The sequence below is a fragment of the Gardnerella sp. DNF00109 genome (genome assembly GCF_049262845.1).
GTDB classification, from domain to species: domain Bacteria; phylum Actinomycetota; class Actinomycetes; order Actinomycetales; family Bifidobacteriaceae; genus Bifidobacterium; species Bifidobacterium vaginale.
The window spans coordinates 787953-805515 of record NZ_CP058406.1; the positions used below are offsets into that span (position 1 = coordinate 787953).

The window sequence follows — 17563 nt, forward strand, 5'->3', positions numbered from 1 at the left end:
AAAGATATGAGTAACGAAATGAATAATACTTTAGAGAATGTGCAAAATAGCGCGCAAAATAATGCATCAACTCTTGGATTTGACACAAGCCACGTTTGGAAGCACTCAACTAAAGTTGCTGGAGTTGAATGGAAAAACATGGTTGGAACAGCGTCTGGCACGTTTCAGCTTGCGGCTTGCGCTCACTTTTACGACGTGAGTCAGCTTGGTGCAATTTGCACAAAAGGTGTTTCACCTGTTCCTTGGCAAGGAAATCCTGCTCCGCGCACTGCAGAATCGCCTTCTGGAATGGTGAATGCTGTTGGTTTGCAAAATCCTGGAGTTGACCACTATTTAGTAGACGAGCTTCCAAAGTTAAAAAAGCTTGGAGCGCTTGTAATCACAAATGTTGCTGGCCACAGTGATGACGATTATGCTCAAGTTGTTGAAAAGCTTGCAGATTCTTCTGCAGACATGCTTGAAATTAACGTAAGTTGCCCAAACGTGACTCACGGCGGAATGAGCGTTGGCACGGATCCAGTGGCATTGCACCGCTTAATTAAGCGACTTCGCGCAATGACAGATAAACCAATGATTGTAAAAATGACTCCAAACGTTACTGATATAGTCTCGATTTGCAAAGCTGCTGTTGATGCTGGAGCGGATGCGTTAAGCATGATTAATACGCTTGTTGGTTTGCGAATTGATATTCGAACAGGCGAGCCGATTATTGCAAACCGTACTGGCGGTGTTTCAGGTCCTGCTATTTTCCCGATTGGACTTGGGTTTGTGTGGCGAGTGCGTCAAGCTATGCCAGATATTCCAATTATTGGCATTGGTGGCATTGATTCTGGCGAAAAAGCTTTGGAATACTTGTATGCTGGCGCGAATGCTGTAGAAGTTGGTGCTGCCGCTTTGGTAGATCCTACTGCTCCTATTCGCATTGCACGCGAGCTTGACGATTTGCTTGATTCGCGTCCAAAGCTTGCGTCTTTACTTGCCGAAGGAAAGACTTGGCGCTGAAATTAAGTATTTAGAAAGTATTTAGAAAGTATTCAAAATTATTTTAAGAAAGAGAGCTAATTATGGCAGAATTAGACGAACGTTTTACAAAGTTTTTGCTTGATTCAGGCGCACTTAAATTTGGTGACTTTACGCTAAAATCTGGTCGTCAATCACCTTATTTTATTAACGCTGGAGCTTTTGACGACGGAATGAAAATCGCGAGCTTAGGGGCATATTACGCTCAGCGCGTTGTTGCAGCAATTGAAGATGGCAAACTTCCGAAAGATATTGATACTGTTTTTGGTCCTGCTTATAAGGGTATTCCGCTTGCAGTTTCTACGGCAATGGCTTTGACGAATAATCACAATATGCCTGTTGGTTTTACTTTCGATCGCAAAGAGCGAAAGGACCATGGCGACGGTGGAATTATGGTTGGAAAACCGTTAAAAGACGGCATGAAAGTTCTGTTAGTTGACGACGTGATGACAGCTGGAACCGCAGTTCGCGAAACTTTGCCAAAGCTTAAAGCAGAAGCAAATGTGCAAGTTGTAGGCTTGATTTTGGCAGTAGACAGAATGGAACGCACGAAAGATAGTGAGCTTTCTGCAGTAAAAGCAGTAGAGCAGGAGTTTGGATTCCCAGTTTTGCCAATTGCTAACGTGCGTGAAATTTTTGCTGCAGCACAAAAACTTACTAATAATGACGGAAGTGCTGTTATGGATGAGAATTTAGCTGCTCGAGCTGAAAATTATTTGCGAGAATATGGTGCGTAAATTGTCTGTGCAATATAGACTTATACAATTATAGACTTATATAATTAAGCAATTATATAAGTCATGTATGAGTTGTGTTCTTGCTATTTTATTCATACATAGGTTTGTTAAACAGGAATGGCGGATTATGAAAGAGGACAATAACGAATATCAGGATTTGAATGATATAGATTCATTTAATAATCCGCCTGAGTATGAGCAAGATGCCATTTTTGATCGGTCTAGTAATGATTCAAACAGATCATTATTAAGCGATAAGAAAGCTATTGCAGTGATTATATCTGTTTCACTTATTGCAGTAGCAATTGTTATCGGAATATGGTTATCTTTGTTTGCGCATAGTTCTAGTAATATAAACGCTGGCGAGCCATCTAAAAAGTGCGTGCAGTTGCGTACACAAGTTCTTTCAGCTAAAGCTAATCTTAAAAAAATCATTTCAAGCCAAAACGTGCATGATGCTTCTGAAATAAAATCTTCCGATTTTGATGCTGATTTTGATTCAGTTAAGGATGCTGTTGACGATTTTCAATCTTCCTTAAATTATGCCAAGGATGATTTGAAAAATGATATTTTAGATTGCCCAGTTGGAGCTAGTTCTTACGATTCCCCATCAGTTGAAAATAAGTTTTCCAACCAGTTGGATACTTTGAGTAAAGATGCGGATTTGCTTAAAAAATCTTCTGATAATCTTTTAAAAACACGCAGAACTGCTTTTGGTGATCAATTGTTAAATCTTGTTAAAAAAGCTAGAGAGCTTGTAGAAAAAGCGAAAGATTTGCCTATTTTAGCTGTTGCTTCTAAAAGTCTAGAAAATGCTATTAATGATGCTGGTAATGCTCTTGCTAAAAGCAGCAATAATTATCAAGAGTTAAGACAGTCTTATCAAAAAATAAAAGCTGTTATAAGCCAGTACGAAGATAGAATTAAAAAAATGAGCGATAGATTTTTAAGTAGAGATGGCAATGGGTATCCTTTTGATGCTCCACATCCTCAGGATGATCAAGGTGGCTATATTCCAATGGGTCGTAGTCAAAACTCAGAGTCGTCGGAACAAAACGATCAAGAGTGACGAATAATCGCGTTAAATGCGTGTTGTTATTTCAGTTGTTATTTTAATTAGTTGACGCTTTGTGGCATAATAAGCAAGGTTTATTTCTTAGCTGCGTAAATTGCAGCTTTAATTAACGAAAGAAACGGATAACTCGTGGCACAGACTACCAATGATATTAAGAATGGATCGGTTTTGAACCTTGACGGTCAGCTTTGGACCGTCGTTAAGTTCCAGCACGTGAAGCCAGGCAAGGGTCCTGCTTTTGTGCGTACCACCATTAAGAACGTGCTCTCGGGCAAGATTGTCGACAAGACTTTTAATGCCGGCATGAAGATGGAGTTCGAGACCGTTGATAACCGCACGTTGCAATATTCATACGAAGATGGCGACAACTTCGTCTTTATGGATATGACCACTTACGACCAGGTTTATATTCCTAAGGTTTTGGTTGGCGAGCAGAGCAAGTATTTGCTTGAAGGCACCGACTGCATCGTAAGCTTCCATGACGGCACTCCTTTGAGCGTTGAGCTTCCAGCTTCCGTGATTTTGACTATTACTCACACTGAGCCAGGCTTGCAAGGCAATCGTTCTAACGCTGGTACTAAGCCTGCAACCGTGGAAACTGGTGCTGAAATCCAGGTTCCACTCTTCGTGGGTGAAGGCGAAAAGGTGAAGGTCGACACTCGTGACGGCTCTTACCTTGGTCGTGAAAACTAATTAAATTTTTTGTATAAAGCGACTCGGCGGCGATTCTTGTTGCTGAGTCGTTTTATTTTGCAATAGCTATTTTGTGCAATATTTGATATATATTGATGTAAGTTTAATTCTTGTAGACTTTAATGATCTATAAGACTATGTAGTTTGATAGAAAGACGATACTATGGCACGTTCCACCGCTCGCAAAAGGGCTTTGAATACGCTGTATGAAGCAGATGAAAAGAATCAAAATATTCTTTCTTTGCTTGAAGAACGTTTGAAGGAGCCAGGTGCGCAAACTCCTCTTCCAGATTATGCTGTTGATATTATTCGAGGAGTTGGTGAACGTAGAAATAGGATTGATAAGACATTGAATCGTTATTCTACTGGCTGGAAAGTCGGAAGAATGGCTGTGATTGATCGTAATATTTTGCGAATAGCCGTATGGGAGATTCTCTTAAACGACGAAGTTCCAGATAAGGTAGCTATCGATGAGGCTATTTCTCTCGCAAAAATGTATAGTGATGATGATGCTATTGCGTTTATTCATGGCTTGTTAAGCGCGATTATGGCAGACAAAGAAGCTTGCTTAGCAAAGTTTAATGGTGAGGCATCTGCGGAAGATGCTGCTGCGGAATCTAGCGAAACTGTTATGGACGCTGTTGCTGACGCTGGTGCAGTGTGCTGACTGCGTGAGTAACGAAAAAGCGGCATTGAGCGTTACGAAGTCGTATCTGCAGTATTAACGAATAAACATTGAAATAGACATCTGCCTGCGTTTCGATTGACGCAGGCAGAGTTATTTTTTAGCAGTGTTTTAGTGTTTTCTCTTAGATGTGCTTTTTAGTGCGACTGTTTTAATAGTTGTAGCGATTACTCCAGCAATAGTTAGCAGTGCTGCGTACCATTCTGTGCGTAAGTCGAATCCTGTGTTTGCTAAGCCAGACTTTCTGTTACATGCTTGTACATGTTTGAATTCATTATGTTTTTGCTGAACGCCAGTGCTTATAGTTGTTCGATTCGACATTTGTGCTGTAATCTTACCCTTATCATTGCTGAATCTTTCTATGTTCTCATTTAGCTTATGCGTTACCTGAGGTATTACTGATAGATAAGATATTCCGGCATTATTGTCATTAGTGTCAAAAGGCACATATTGAAGTGGAGAATCGTCCTGATCTTGTTGTTTTGAAGGATTTGGCTTATTAATGTAGTCATTAGGTGAAGTTGGATTAGGGTTGTTCTTTGGTGGGTTGTCTTTTGGTGGAACTGGAGTGTAAATAGCATATACTGTCAAATCGCTGTTAAGTTTTAGATTTGCGGCGGCAGTGGCGTTGATTGAGTTTCCTGTGCCATCCGCTTTAGTGTTCCACTCTTTAAAGGTGTAGTTCGCTTTAGTTGGGTTTTGTTGGTAGAGCGAATAAGTTCGATCCTTCAAGGAAGTATTTTTCCTCTGGATTGCCGCCATTTTGCTTGTAAAATGCCACCTTTGCAACCCATTGCGCTCTCAATAAGAATTTTTGATCGCCCGGTTCGTCTATTTTTGAATCGTTGTAAAGAATCCAACGGTTGTCGTTACTGTAATCGGAGAACTTGTTTTCATTGCTCCAATACCAGATTTTCCCACTCAGATTGTTAGGAAATGCTTTTCCGTTAAGCGTAGTCGGGAATTGTGTATACCAGCCGTTAAAGTGAAGCCCATTTTTTGTTGGATTTTTAGGAAACTCGACAGTGTTATCGCCTTTTACTGGATTAGATACGTTTGTAGTGCTACCATTTATACTTCCGCCTTCGGGATTAAATGTCACATTCAATTTTCCTAGTGGAATACGTACAATCATGGCCTTCGGTTTACCATCTTTATCTTTTATATCATATGTTATCTTGAAAACGTTGTAGCCTTTGCCGTTAATGTATGTTTTTTCGTCTGTGTCGCCTTTTTCGTAAACATCTTCTGACAAATGGTAACCGGCATTAGTTAGCGCAGATGGGTCAACTGTAACGGTTAGAACATCGCCATCTTTCCAGTAACCGCCAAAATGGTAAACTGAATCACTCTTTTTTATAACATTACCGTTTGAATCTACATATTGTGATACTTCACTGTTATTAACAGTGTACGTTTTGCTAGTAGGTTTGTTTTTGTCTTTGTTGCCGTTTTTGCCTTTATCTTTAGCAGTATCTTCAGACTTACTTACGGTAATTTGAAGACTATTCCACAAGTTCTTAATAGTATTATTTACATTGCTCATTGCGCTCTGGTATGTATGGCCATAACTAGGATCTTCTGCATAATCAAAATCGAATACTAATGCGGATGTGCCTTGTTCATGTGTAGGAAAGCCATTGTTATTTTGTGTTGGTGTTGTTGTAAGCACGTTCTGTGCTGCAAAAATAGCTGACGCTATTGAGCTAGAATTTTGTTGTTTAGGCTTCTGTTCTGGTTTAGTTTGCTGAATTGCTTTAGTTTGTTGTGCTTGTTGAGATAATTGTGTGTTTGTATTGGTGTTTGCATTGGTTCCTGTATTGTTTATTGTTGCATTATTGCTGACAGCTACGTTTGCTTCAGCTGTAGTCGCGCATAAAATCACGCTGCTGCTTAGCAGTATTGAAGAAGTCAAAATTGCTATTTTTTTGGCATGATTTTCTCATGATATGTACGTCCTCGAAATAAATAGTAATAAATACAAAATTGCTGCAAAATATTCGCTAATTTGAGCAAATTGCAGAAAACCCACATGTATATGCTAGATACTATTTGGACATAACAAAAATTTTTTACCGGGGGGGGGGAATTGTGTTTCCTACTGCGAATAGCGTGTCGCGCGTGTCGCAAAAGTGACTTTTGCATTCATGTGATTTCACATTTTCACTGTGAATTCTCGGCGTTTGCGCGACGATCTTCCTGAACGCTTAGAGCGCGAGTGTCAGTCATTTTGTGGAATATTACAGGAGATTGTTTCGACATTTCTTTTACACGTTTGTAAAGGAAATGTCGTTTTTGCAGATTTGGGAAACGTTTGCACGGGTAGTGAATGTGTAGAAAACAGATTCGATTATCGCAAAACTCTTGTATTACAAAGTCTAATACATGATTTCTAACATAACTTTTGGTATATAGCTCCCGTTTTTCCGGTACTAACTGTACGATGCATCGGATTCTTATTTATATTAATAATCTGGGAATTTTTGTCATCATAATGAGGTATATTTTTCCCATGTGCTTTAAAGCTTTTACAGGAAATTTGTTAGATGACTCATATGATAATGCTTATAATTTGATTTCTTTATTGAGGGAATCTATTACGCGTAGACAGCTTGCTGAGTCTTTACATGTTTCAACATCGACTGTTGAAAGATGGGAATCTGGAAAAGTTGATTGTAAACAAGCTTATATTCCGGCTTTACGTGATTTGTATTTTGGTACTACACGTGAAGATGGAGTTGATTTTCGCACAATAGATTTATTCGCGGGGATAGGTGGTATTAGAAGAGGTTTTGCCGCTAATGGTGGTCATGCGGTTTTTTCGTCGGAATGGAACGAGTTTTCTGCTAGAACTTATAGAACGAATTATGGTTTTGCAGAGAATATGTCTGGCGATATTACAAAAATTGATGCAAAAGATATTCCAGACTGTGATGTTGTTTTGGCAGGTTTCCCATGTCAACCTTTTAGTGTAGCTGGAGTTTCTAAAAAGCGTAGTCTTGGAAGAGAAACTGGATTTAGGGATAAAACACAGGGTACATTATTTTTTGATGTTGCACGTATTATTGCTGCAAAACAGCCAGCTGCATTCCTTCTTGAAAATGTGAAGAATCTTACATCGCATGATAATGGAAGAACTTTTAAAGTTATAATTGATACTCTAAAGAATGATTTAGGATATGAAGTTCACTGGAAAGTCATTGATGGTCAGAATTTTGTTCCTCAACATAGAGAACGAATTTATATTGTTGGTTTTCGCTCTAAAACAGATTTTAATTGGGAAGATTTAAGATTTCCTGAGCATAAACCGATACTTGCTGATATATTGCATAAAAGCGATGGAACGGAACCTTATTTGCCTTGGGATGGAGATAGGTTCTTTAATTTTGATAATAATTCTGTTCAAGCTAAATACACTCTTACAGAGAGACTTTGGAAGTATTTGCAGGATTATAAGTTAAAACATGAATCAATGGGGCATGGTTTTGGCTACGGCCTAGTTACACCAGATATGGTGTCTCGTACAATTTCTGCTAGATACTATAAAGATGGATCTGAAATACTTGTTGAACAAAAAGGTAATCGCCCACGTAGATTGACTCCAAGAGAATGTGCTAGGTTGATGGGTTATCCAGATGATTTTCGTATTCCTGTTTCAGATACTCAAGCTTATAGACAATTTGGTAATTCTGTTGTTGTTCCGGCCGTTGCAGAGGTTGCTCGTATAATGCGTCCGCACATAGTTAATATTATGAAAAGTAGTGAATATTGTAAAAAAACCAATAATGTAGAAGAAGCTGATAAGGCTATTAAAGAGGCAAAATTATTTGCTATATCTGGTGCTAGTAGAAATAGTTAATATAACTATTACAAAAGTTATTTTTAAATTATTATCATGTTTGATATTATTCAAACATGGAAAGTATTGATATCAAAGATGATGCCAATTGGTATGACAAGTTGGATATACGCCAAGTTTGTGCTTTACTTAATGAAGCTGGTGCGGATAGTATTTGGGTGAAAAGGCTCGTTGCTAATAATAATTCTAAGCAGCAGGTTTGGCTTGCTGGAGATCCTTCTGATTTGTCATTTCTTCCTTTAGGTGTTCCAAAATATGAAAAATCTAATTCAAAAAAGAAAAGCTCTAGTGATTATGTAATACAAATACCTATTCCTTGGAAATGGGTAACTCCAAATGGAATATTTGATGCGCCTAATTCTAAAATGTGCTACTATCCTCAATATCCAGAAGTAAGATTTTCTGGATTTTTACAAGGTTGTGAATCTGGTCCTTCTGATCTTATGAACGAAACTAAGCGTGGTCATGAAGAAGGAAGATGTTTATTTTTTGGAGCATTCAAGAAACACAATTCTCACGAATCCTATGTTTTAGGTTTAGTTGTTGGAGCATCTTCTCCAGCGGCTCAATACGTTCCTAGAATGGATACTTTTTCAAATGGTCATATATGCAAGGTTGTAATTAATGATGAAAATAATAACGAATTTTCAATTTTAGAATCTGCGCTTGTGAATGTTATAAATAAAAAGATTGTTCCTTGGAGATTAACAAATGATGGGAAGATTGTAAAACCTTATATTGCTCAAAATGCGCCTGGATTAACTTTGGAGGCGGAACTTGGAATAGGGGAAAATGCTATTCCAAGTCCTGATTTTGATGTTTGGGAATTAAAAGCAATAAAACAGTCTTCTTTAGAAAAAAGAAATAACCATAAGATCACCTTATTTACTCCTCAACCCGATATTGGTTGGATTACATCTACAAGCCAAGCTGACTTTATATTACGTTATGGGCATGTTAGTAAAGAAGATAGTGATGGTAATCCTATTGAGTATTATCTTACTTCCAGTGATATTAAATATGATTCAGAAGAAAAAGATAGCGCTAAGCTGATAATAAAAATTATTGGTTTTACTAATGCAAAGAACTTTGATCCCAATGGGAAAATTGCATTAATTGATAGCAAAACTGGAGAACTTGCTGCAGGATGGTCATTCTTAAAAATTCTTGAACATTGGCAGAGAAAGCACAACAGGGTTGCATATGTTCCATATGTTTATGAGAGTGTTGAAGGACAAAAGCTGGTTGAATTTGGTCCGCTTATAACTCTAGGAATATCAACAAGTTTTGGATTATTTTTACAAGCATTTAATGACCGTAAGATAATTTTCGATCCGGGAGACAAACTTTCATTCATTGATAACAAATGGAAACCTAAATCGAGGAGTCAGTTCAGAATTAATCTTAATGACGTATGTGCAATTTACAAAGAAATTCATGAGATTGATTTAAGAGATAGTAGTAAAAATTTCTGATATTAAATATCGGCGCGTCGCCGTCCGCCAATCTGAGTAGACTTGCCACGAATAACCTAAAGCCATAAGGGGGTTAAGGTGGGCTATAACGACACCTTCGCCGGATTCGGCACTGATGATGCAGTATTAGTATTGGAAGACGGACAAGTTTACGTTGGTAAACCATTTGGCGCAAAAGGTTCTACGCGCGCTGAAATCGTGTTCTCTACAGGAATGACTGGTTACCAAGAAACGCTTACTGATCCAAGTTATGATCAACAAATAGTTGTTCAAACGTTCCCACACATAGGAAATACGGGAATTAACAATGAAGACCCAGAATCTTCAAAAATATGGGTTGCAGGATACGTGGTAAAAGCTCCAAGCCCTATTGTTAGCAATTGGAGATCCACTGGTTCCTTGGAAGATGATTTAGAAAAACAAGGAATAGTAGGAATCAGTGGTATTGATACAAGAATGCTGGTACGACATTTACGCTCAGTTGGCGTTATGCGTGCCGGCATTTTTTCTAATGAAGCACTGATAGACAAATCTACTGGAGCAATTCGCACAGTTGCGTCTTTTGTGAATGAGATTAAACAAACTCCTCAAATGCAAGGCTTGCGACTAACTGACGAAGTTAGCACGCAAGAAGCTTATACGATTGAGCCTTGTGGAGATTATGAGGGCAAGGAGCCTCTTTACACTGTTGTAGCTGTGGACTTTGGTATAAAAGCCATGACTCCGCATCGTTTGGCACAGCGTGGATGCCGTGTGCACGTTGTAAGCTCCTCAATAAGTTTTGAGTCACTTCAAGCACTTAACGCAGATGGCGTGTTCTTCTCGAATGGACCAGGTGATCCTGCTCAAGCAAATCGAGAAGTGGAATTATTGCGTAACGTGTTAGACGCAGGATACCCATTCTTTGGAATATGCTTTGGAAACCAGCTTTTAGGTCGCGCGCTTGGGTTTGGAACGTACAAGCTTAAGTTTGGTCATCGTGGCATAAATCAGCCTGTAAAAGACGTGACTACTGGAAAAGTGGAAGTTACGGCTCATAATCACGGATTTGCTGTAGATGCACCTATTGGTAAGACTGTTCAGTCTCCTTACGAAAATGGACATTTTGGTCGCGTAATAGTATCTCATGTAGATCTTAACGACAATGTTGTAGAAGGCTTGCAATGCCTTGATATTCCAGCTTTTTCTGTGCAATATCATCCAGAAGCAGCCGCAGGACCTCATGATGCATCGTACTTGTTTAACCGCTTTGTAGAACTTATGCAAAATCACAAGAATAAAAGCGAAAAATAGTAGGTATAAAGGGATAAAAGGAATTTATAATGCCAAAACGTGCTGATATTAAATCCGTAATGGTTATTGGTTCTGGTCCAATCGTAATTGGTCAGGCTGCAGAATTCGACTACTCTGGAACGCAAGCTTGCCGAGTCCTTCACGAAGAAGGAATCCGCGTAATTCTTGTAAACTCTAATCCTGCTACTATTATGACGGACCCAGAGCTTGCAGACGCAACATATATTGAGCCAATAGACACGGCAATTTTGGAGCGCATTATTGCTAAAGAGAAGCCAGATGCGCTTCTTCCAACATTAGGTGGTCAAACTGCTCTTAATGCCGCAATGGACTTGGGTCGTGCAGGAATCTTAGAAAAGTATAATGTAGAGCTTATTGGTGCATCTCTTGAGGCAATCGACCGCGGAGAGGACCGTGAGCTTTTCAAAAAAGTTGTTGAAAAAGCTGGGGCAGAAAGTGCAAAATCCTTTATTGCTCACTCAATTGAAGAAGTAGACAAAATTGTTGAAACACTAGGGTACCCAGTTGTTGTGCGTCCAAGCTTCACAATGGGAGGTTTAGGCTCTGGAATTGCTCACAATCAGGAAGAATTACACCGCATTGCAGGAGCAGGCATTCACTATTCTCCAACAAACGAAGTGCTTATTGAAGAAGGCATTGAAGGTTGGAAGGAATTTGAGCTTGAGCTTATGCGAGATTCCAAAGACAATGTTGTTGTTGTGTGCCCAATCGAAAATGTTGATCCTGTAGGCGTTCACACAGGCGACTCGATTACAGTTGCTCCATGCTTTACGCTAACAGATCGCGAGTATCAAAAGATGCGCGATATTGGCATCGCGATTATTCGAGGTGTTGGCGTTGACACTGGCGGATGCAATATTCAGTTTGCAATCAATCCTCGAACTGGTCGCATTATCGTAATCGAAATGAATCCGCGAGTTTCGCGTTCTTCTGCGCTAGCATCTAAAGCAACTGGTTTCCCGATTGCAAAAATCGCTACAAAACTTGCCCTCGGATACACTTTGGACGAAATTCAAAACGATATTACGCGTTCAACTCCTGCAAGCTTTGAGCCAACGATTGACTATGTTGTAACTAAGATTCCGCGCTTTGCTTTTGAAAAGTTCCCTGGAGCAGACACTACGCTTACAACTTCTATGAAGTCAGTCGGCGAAGCAATGGCTTTGGCTGGAAATTTCCAGGAATCTCTTGGAAAAGCAATGCGATCAATTGATAAACGTCACGCTTGCTTTAATTGGGACGGCGAGCGCCCAAGTAAAGAAGAAGTTGCTAAGCTTCTTGAAGAAATTCATACTCCAACCGAGCACCGCTACTTGCAAATTCAGCGCGCGCTCTGGGGTGGGGCTACGCCTGAGCAGATTTTTGACGCAACAAAGATAGACCCATGGTTTGTTGAGCAGCTTTCGTTAATCAATAAAACAGCTTTAGAGGTTCGTGAAGCAGAAAATTTGACGCCAAAAGTGTTAAAGAATGCTAAGCTTGCTGGTCTTTCGGATGTTCAAATTGCGCATTTGCGTAATCTTGGCGACGAAGGCGAAAACATGGTTCGAGAGCTTCGCTGGGCGTATGGATTGCATCCTGTTTACAAAACGGTTGACACGTGTGCTGCCGAGTTCGACGCTGTAACACCTTACTACTATTCTTGCTACGCTGACGAAAGCGAGCTTAAGCCACGCGATCGTGAAGCTGTAATCATTCTTGGCTCTGGTCCAAACAGAATAGGTCAGGGTATTGAGTTTGACTACACTTGCGTTCATGCTGTGCAAGAGCTGGGTAAGGATTACGACACAATTATGGTCAATTGCAATCCTGAAACAGTTTCTACAGACTACGATATGTCGGATCGCCTTTACTTTGAGCCGCTTACTTTTGAAGACGTGCTCGAAATTTACCAAGCAGAAAAGAAGCTTGGTCCAGTAAAAGGTGTTATTGTGCAACTTGGCGGCCAAACTCCACTTTCGCTTGCAGCGCGCCTTAAAGCTGCAGGAGTTCCAATTTTGGGCACTACGCCTGAGGCTATTGATTTGGCGGAAAATCGTGAGCTTTTCGGTGAGGTTCTTCGTCAAGAAGGCATGAATGCTCCGCGCTACGGAACTGCATTAAGCCTTGAAGAGGCTAAAGATGCTGCTCACGCAATTGGTTACCCTGTTCTTGTGCGACCAAGTTATGTGCTTGGCGGTCGAGGAATGGAAATCGTGTACGATGATGCTCAGCTTGCAAAATATGTGGATCGTGCTTTACAGGAAGCTCAAGCAGACACTGTTGTTTCTGGTCGTTTGCCTTCGCCGCTTTTGATTGATAAGTTCCTTCAGGACGCTATTGAGATTGATGTTGACGCACTTTACGACGGCAACGAGCTTTATATTGGCGGAATTATGGAGCATGTTGAGGAAGCTGGCGTACACTCTGGTGACGCTGCTTGTACTCTTCCTCCAAGCACGCTTTCCGACGATCAAATTCGTAGACTTCGCGAGGGCACGCTTTCGATTGCTCGCGGATGCTCAGTTCGTGGTCTTATTAATGTGCAATATGCTTTTATGGCAAACACTTTGTACGTAATTGAGGCGAATCCTCGAGCATCTCGTACTGTTCCGTTTGCGTCTAAAGCTACGGGAGTTGCTCTTGCTAAAGCTGCTGCTCGAATTATGGCTGGGGAAACAATCGCACAGCAGCGAAAGCGCGGTCTTCTTCTTCCTAAGGGAGATGGTGGAGATATTCACCCAGGCCAGCAAGTTGCTATTAAAGCTTCCGTCTTGCCTTTCAAACGTTTCCGCACGCATGTTGGTCGCACAGTCGATATTTTGCTCGGACCAGAGATGCGCTCTACTGGAGAAGTTATGGGCTTTGACCGCGACTTCCCACATGCTTTTGCTAAGAGTCAGCTTGCAGCGTACAAGGGCGGTTTGCCTACAAGCGGCAACGTGTTTGTATCTGTAAGTGATGCAGATAAAAGACAATTGCCGCTACTTGCAGTGCGCCTAGTAGAGCTTGGATTTACGATTTGGGCTACAGAAGGTACGGCATCTGTTCTTAGACGTTACGGCATTGATTCCGTTATTGTTGATAAGCTTTCTAGCCTTGGCGACACGGCGAAGGATGTGCGAAATGACGTGCCTTCGCATGAAAGAATCGGCAAAAACGTGGTTGAGCTGATTGAGAATGGTAAGATTGATATGGTGTTGAACACGCCGAATTCCAGAGGGTCGCGTACAGATGGTTATGCTATTCGTGCAGCTGCTGTTGCAGCAGACCTTCCGCAATTCACTACAATTACGGAGTTTGCACCAGTTCTTATGGCTATAGAAGCCGTTAAGAACAACGATTACCAAGTGATGAGCATTCAGGAGCATGCAAAGCAACTGTTTGCAATCGAGAAGGCAGAAAACGAAGAAAGTCGGGCTTAATACATGACCGAAAGCATACGAGAGCAGGAATTGCAGGCGCAAAGATCCGATTTTGGATTGCGTCTAAAAAACGCTATGGCAAAATATGGGCCATTATGCGTTGGCATAGATCCGCACCGCAAGATGCTGCTTAATTGGGGATACAAGATGGATGCTCAAGGAGCAGAATTGTTCTCCATGCGTATGCTTCAGGCCATGAACGGCAGAGCTGCTGCCGTAAAATTCCAGTCGAGCATGTTCGAGCGTTACGGGTCTAAGGGGTTCGCGGCGCTCGAACGAGTGCTGTATGCTGCAAGACAAATGGACGTAATTACTATTGTTGATTGTGGTCATGGTGGTTTGTCTACAACAATCTCTGCGCTTGCCGACGCATACTTTAAGCCAGATGCGCCTCTTCTTACTGATGCTATTACACTTCTTCCGTATTACGGAGCTAGGTCAATGGGTGGGTTGATTAATGAGGCTCTTAATAATGGCAGGGGCGTGTTTATTGCTTCTCTAACGTCTAATCGCGAAGGCGCTAGCTTGCAAACTGCTATTCGTCAGACTGGTTCCTACCGCGGCACAACTGTTGCTCATGGTATTGCTCAAACTGCGCAAATTTTTAACAATAATACAAAGGGCATGGGTTCCGTTGGCTTAATTGTTGGAGCCACTATTGGAGATTGGATGAATGGCGGTGGAATCGATTTAACGAGTTTTACTGGTCCTATTCTTTCTCCAGGGTACGGTTGGCAGGGAGCGGAAGCTAACGATTTGAAAACGGTTTTTGCTGGTACGCATGGAAATGTTTTAGTAACAGTTTCTAGGTCTATTGCTTCTCATGGTCCAGATATTGGTGCATTATCTACTGCAACTGAACGAATAGCTTGGGATATTCGTCAAGCTTTAATGGATTCATGAAAATTATTTAAGAGAGTCAAATATGGTTAGTTTAAACGATACACAGAGTATGCCAGTCGCTACTAAAAGGCGTTTGATTGTTCTTACTGGTCCTACTGCAGCTGGTAAGGGCACTGTTGAGGGAGTATTGCGCGAAAAACATCCTAATATTTGGCTTTCTGTTTCTGCGACTACCAGAAAACCTCGTTATGATGAGTTTAATGGAATTCATTATTGGTTCATTGATGAAGAAGAGTTTGAGCGCAGGAAGAGGAACGGAGAGTTTCTGGAGACTGCTCTTGTTCATGGAATGGCACATTATGGCACTTTAATTCAGCCTGTTTTAGATCATCTTGCTCAAAACGTTCCAACGCTTCTAGAGATTGATCTTCAGGGAGCTAGGAGAGTTAAGCAGGAAGCTTCTAGATTAGGTTTAGAAGTCGTATACGTATTTATTGCCCCTCCTAGCTTTGAGGAGCTTAAGCGTCGACTTATTGGTAGAGGCACTGAAACTCCTGAGCAGCAGGCTAAGCGTTTGCAAACCGCTAAAGTAGAAATGGCTGCGTCTAGCGAGTTTGATTTTGTGATTGTTAATGACGATGCTCAGCGCGCTGCAGATGAACTTTGGAAGATAATAGCTAAAGAATACGATTTAGATTAATTTAAATTAATTTAGATTAATCTAAATGAGTAATTCCTAAATATCCTTGCAATAGCTTACAATAGTCTACTTGGAAACTATTGTGGCACCATAGAATATGGAGAACATTATGGCATTGGGCACTAAGCCAACACCTACGGGACTTGCAAATCCGCCTATTGATGATTTGATGCAGCATGCGGATTCCAAGTATGCGCTTGCCTTGTTTGCCGCAAAACGAGCACGGCAGATTAATTCTTATTTCACTCAGCTTAACGAAGGATTGTTGCAGAACGTCGGTCCTCTTGTTGATTATAGAAACCAGGAGAAGCCTCTTTCTATAGCATTCCGAGAAATTAATAAAGGTTTGCTGGTGGAGAATCTTGGTGAAGATGATATGAATGAGGGAAATTAAGTTTTCTTTACATTTTTAATTGCAGCCGTATTATCCTATGCTTGTTGGTATTGGATATGCGGCTGTTATTGGTTTTAGCGCATAAGTTTTAATTTTTTAATTAAAGGGGAGTTATGTCGGAAGCTAAACTTATTTCTGCAGAATCTGTTACAGAAGGTCATCCTGATAAGCTTTGTGATCAGATTGCAGATGCGATTCTAGATGATATGCTTCGTCAAGATTCTCATGCGCATGTTGCTGTTGAAGTTTGTGCATGCGTAGGACAATTTGTAGTCTTCGGGGAAGTTAGGGGAGAAGTATACACCGACATACCAGGCATTGTTAGAAAAGTTGTACGCGAAGTAGGATACAACAGTTCAACTGTTGGATTGGATGCTGATTCATGTGGAGTAATGGTTTCGCTAACTGAGCAAAGCGCGGAGATAAATCAAGGTGTTTCTAGATTAGATTTAGAATCCGAAAGTATTGCGTCTAAAGAAGATCGTTATAAAAGCCAAGGCGCAGGCGATCAAGGCGTTATGTTTGGATATGCTAGCGATGAGACAGACGCTTATATGCCACTTCCAATATATCTAGCTCATCAGCTTGCCCAGCGCCTATCCTACGTGCGAAAATCTGGAATTGTATCTAAACTTAGACCAGACGGTAAAACACAGGTTACAATCGAATATGATGAATTTGGGAACCCTGTTCGTTTAGATACTGTTCTTATTTCAACACAGCATGACCCAGATGTGAGTCATGATTGGCTTAGAAATCAACTTGTCCAAAACGTTGTAGAGCCTGTTCTTAACAAAGTGTTAGGGAAAAACGTAAATCATAATGATTACAGAATGCTTGTAAATCCAACTGGATCTTTTGTTTTGGGTGGTCCTGCAGCAGATTCTGGTTTAACAGGCAGAAAAATTATTGTAGACACTTATGGAGGGGCTGCACATCATGGTGGTGGAGCTTTTTCTGGCAAAGACCCTAGTAAAGTGGATCGTTCTGCAGCCTATGCTGCGCGTTGGGTTGCTAAGAATCTTGTTGCCGCAGGTTTAGCCCATAAAATAGAGGTACAAGTTGCATATGCGATTGGAATTGCAGAGCCTGTTAGCGTGAATGTAGAAACTTTTGGAACCGAAGCTAATGGAATTACTCGTTCAGATATTTCTAAGATTGTTCGAAAAGTCTTTGATTTACGCCCAGCAGCAATTATCGACGAGCTTGATTTGCTTCGACCAATCTACTCGAAAACTTCTGCTTATGGACATTTTGGAAGAACAGATGTTGATTTTCCTTGGGAAAGACTTAATCGTGTTGATCAGATTAAGAATGAGGTAAAATCTTTAAAAAATTGATTTGAGGATTTAAAAGGATGTGCT

The 17563-nt window shown here is 40.7% G+C and carries 15 protein-coding genes; 13 read left to right on the plus strand and 2 right to left on the minus strand.

Annotated elements, in window-relative coordinates:
* The first annotated feature begins 6 nt into the window (after positions 1-6).
* The 5 genes from HXT20_RS02995 (at position 7) to nusB (ending at position 4192) form a co-directional block, all read left to right on the plus strand.
* Positions 7-1002: a dihydroorotate dehydrogenase gene (locus HXT20_RS02995; RefSeq protein ID WP_004111773.1), complete on the plus strand. Its 996-nt coding sequence runs from the start codon at positions 7-9 to the stop codon at positions 1000-1002.
* Between the two features lie 62 nt (positions 1003-1064).
* Complete coding sequence (gene pyrE / locus HXT20_RS03000; RefSeq protein WP_004111772.1) at positions 1065-1757, plus strand: orotate phosphoribosyltransferase; 693 nt, start codon at positions 1065-1067, stop codon at positions 1755-1757.
* Between the two features lie 127 nt (positions 1758-1884).
* Positions 1885-2826 carry a hypothetical protein gene (locus HXT20_RS03005; protein WP_004111771.1) on the plus strand — a complete coding sequence of 314 codons (942 nt, stop codon included), beginning with the start codon at positions 1885-1887 and terminating at the stop codon, positions 2824-2826.
* 135 nt (positions 2827-2961) lie between these two features.
* Positions 2962-3525: an elongation factor P gene (gene efp, locus HXT20_RS03010; RefSeq protein WP_004111770.1), complete on the plus strand. Its 564-nt coding sequence runs from the start codon at positions 2962-2964 to the stop codon at positions 3523-3525.
* 163 nt (positions 3526-3688) lie between these two features.
* Positions 3689-4192 (plus strand): transcription antitermination factor NusB, encoded by a 504-nt coding sequence (nusB, locus tag HXT20_RS03015; RefSeq protein WP_422114450.1) that lies wholly within the window; start codon positions 3689-3691, stop codon positions 4190-4192.
* 129 nt (positions 4193-4321) lie between these two features.
* On the opposite strand, the gene HXT20_RS03020 is transcribed toward nusB, so the two are convergent.
* Both HXT20_RS03020 and HXT20_RS03025 read right to left on the minus strand, forming a co-directional pair.
* On the minus strand, positions 4322-4942 hold the full coding sequence (locus HXT20_RS03020; RefSeq protein ID WP_422114451.1) for an InlB B-repeat-containing protein: 621 nt from the start codon (positions 4940-4942) through the stop codon (positions 4322-4324).
* Positions 4899-6125 (minus strand): InlB B-repeat-containing protein, encoded by a 1227-nt coding sequence (locus HXT20_RS03025; RefSeq protein ID WP_422114452.1) that lies wholly within the window; start codon positions 6123-6125, stop codon positions 4899-4901. The genes HXT20_RS03020 and HXT20_RS03025 overlap by 44 nt, the downstream gene beginning before the upstream one ends.
* A gap of 597 nt (positions 6126-6722) precedes the next feature.
* Between HXT20_RS03025 and dcm the strand changes: the two genes are divergently transcribed.
* From dcm to metK, 8 genes are all read left to right on the plus strand, one after another.
* A complete protein-coding gene (gene dcm, locus HXT20_RS03030; protein WP_116439847.1) occupies positions 6723-8069 on the plus strand; it encodes a DNA (cytosine-5-)-methyltransferase in 1347 nt (448 codons plus the stop codon).
* 56 nt (positions 8070-8125) lie between these two features.
* Positions 8126-9544: an MvaI/BcnI family restriction endonuclease gene (locus HXT20_RS03035; RefSeq protein WP_020760290.1), complete on the plus strand. Its 1419-nt coding sequence runs from the start codon at positions 8126-8128 to the stop codon at positions 9542-9544.
* Between the two features lie 78 nt (positions 9545-9622).
* On the plus strand, positions 9623-10837 hold the full coding sequence (carA, locus tag HXT20_RS03040) for a glutamine-hydrolyzing carbamoyl-phosphate synthase small subunit (RefSeq protein WP_004111767.1): 1215 nt from the start codon (positions 9623-9625) through the stop codon (positions 10835-10837).
* 29 nt (positions 10838-10866) lie between these two features.
* Positions 10867-14262, plus strand: a complete 3396-nt coding sequence (carB, locus tag HXT20_RS03045; RefSeq protein WP_075038646.1) for a carbamoyl-phosphate synthase large subunit — start codon at positions 10867-10869, stop codon at positions 14260-14262.
* Between the two features lie 3 nt (positions 14263-14265).
* Positions 14266-15165: an orotidine-5'-phosphate decarboxylase gene (gene pyrF / locus HXT20_RS03050; protein WP_004111765.1), complete on the plus strand. Its 900-nt coding sequence runs from the start codon at positions 14266-14268 to the stop codon at positions 15163-15165.
* A 22-nt stretch (positions 15166-15187) separates the two neighbouring features.
* A complete protein-coding gene (gene gmk, locus HXT20_RS03055) occupies positions 15188-15805 on the plus strand; it encodes a guanylate kinase (RefSeq protein WP_004111764.1) in 618 nt (205 codons plus the stop codon).
* 109 nt (positions 15806-15914) lie between these two features.
* Positions 15915-16199, plus strand: coding sequence for a DNA-directed RNA polymerase subunit omega (gene rpoZ / locus HXT20_RS03060; protein WP_004111763.1), 285 nt, complete (start codon positions 15915-15917; stop codon positions 16197-16199).
* A 113-nt stretch (positions 16200-16312) separates the two neighbouring features.
* Entirely contained in the window at positions 16313-17539 is a 1227-nt protein-coding gene (metK, locus tag HXT20_RS03065) for a methionine adenosyltransferase (protein WP_004138151.1), read from the plus strand.
* Positions 17540-17563 lie beyond the last annotated feature (24 nt).

What these genes read in the sequence shown, in the direction of transcription:
- HXT20_RS02995 (WP_004111773.1), top strand. Translation starts at nt 7, where the DNA reads ATGAGTAACGAAATGAATAATACTTTAGAGAATGTGCAAAATAGCGCG.
- pyrE (WP_004111772.1), top strand. Translation starts at nt 1,065, where the DNA reads ATGGCAGAATTAGACGAACGTTTTACAAAGTTTTTGCTTGATTCAGGC.
- HXT20_RS03005 (WP_004111771.1), top strand. Translation starts at nt 1,885, where the DNA reads ATGAAAGAGGACAATAACGAATATCAGGATTTGAATGATATAGATTCA.
- nusB (WP_422114450.1), top strand. Translation starts at nt 3,689, where the DNA reads ATGGCACGTTCCACCGCTCGCAAAAGGGCTTTGAATACGCTGTATGAA.
- dcm (WP_116439847.1), top strand. Translation starts at nt 6,723, where the DNA reads ATGTGCTTTAAAGCTTTTACAGGAAATTTGTTAGATGACTCATATGAT.
- HXT20_RS03035 (WP_020760290.1), top strand. Translation starts at nt 8,126, where the DNA reads ATGGAAAGTATTGATATCAAAGATGATGCCAATTGGTATGACAAGTTG.
- carB (WP_075038646.1), top strand. Translation starts at nt 10,867, where the DNA reads ATGCCAAAACGTGCTGATATTAAATCCGTAATGGTTATTGGTTCTGGT.
- pyrF (WP_004111765.1), top strand. Translation starts at nt 14,266, where the DNA reads ATGACCGAAAGCATACGAGAGCAGGAATTGCAGGCGCAAAGATCCGAT.
- gmk (WP_004111764.1), top strand. Translation starts at nt 15,188, where the DNA reads ATGGTTAGTTTAAACGATACACAGAGTATGCCAGTCGCTACTAAAAGG.
- rpoZ (WP_004111763.1), top strand. Translation starts at nt 15,915, where the DNA reads ATGGCATTGGGCACTAAGCCAACACCTACGGGACTTGCAAATCCGCCT.
- metK (WP_004138151.1), top strand. Translation starts at nt 16,313, where the DNA reads ATGTCGGAAGCTAAACTTATTTCTGCAGAATCTGTTACAGAAGGTCAT.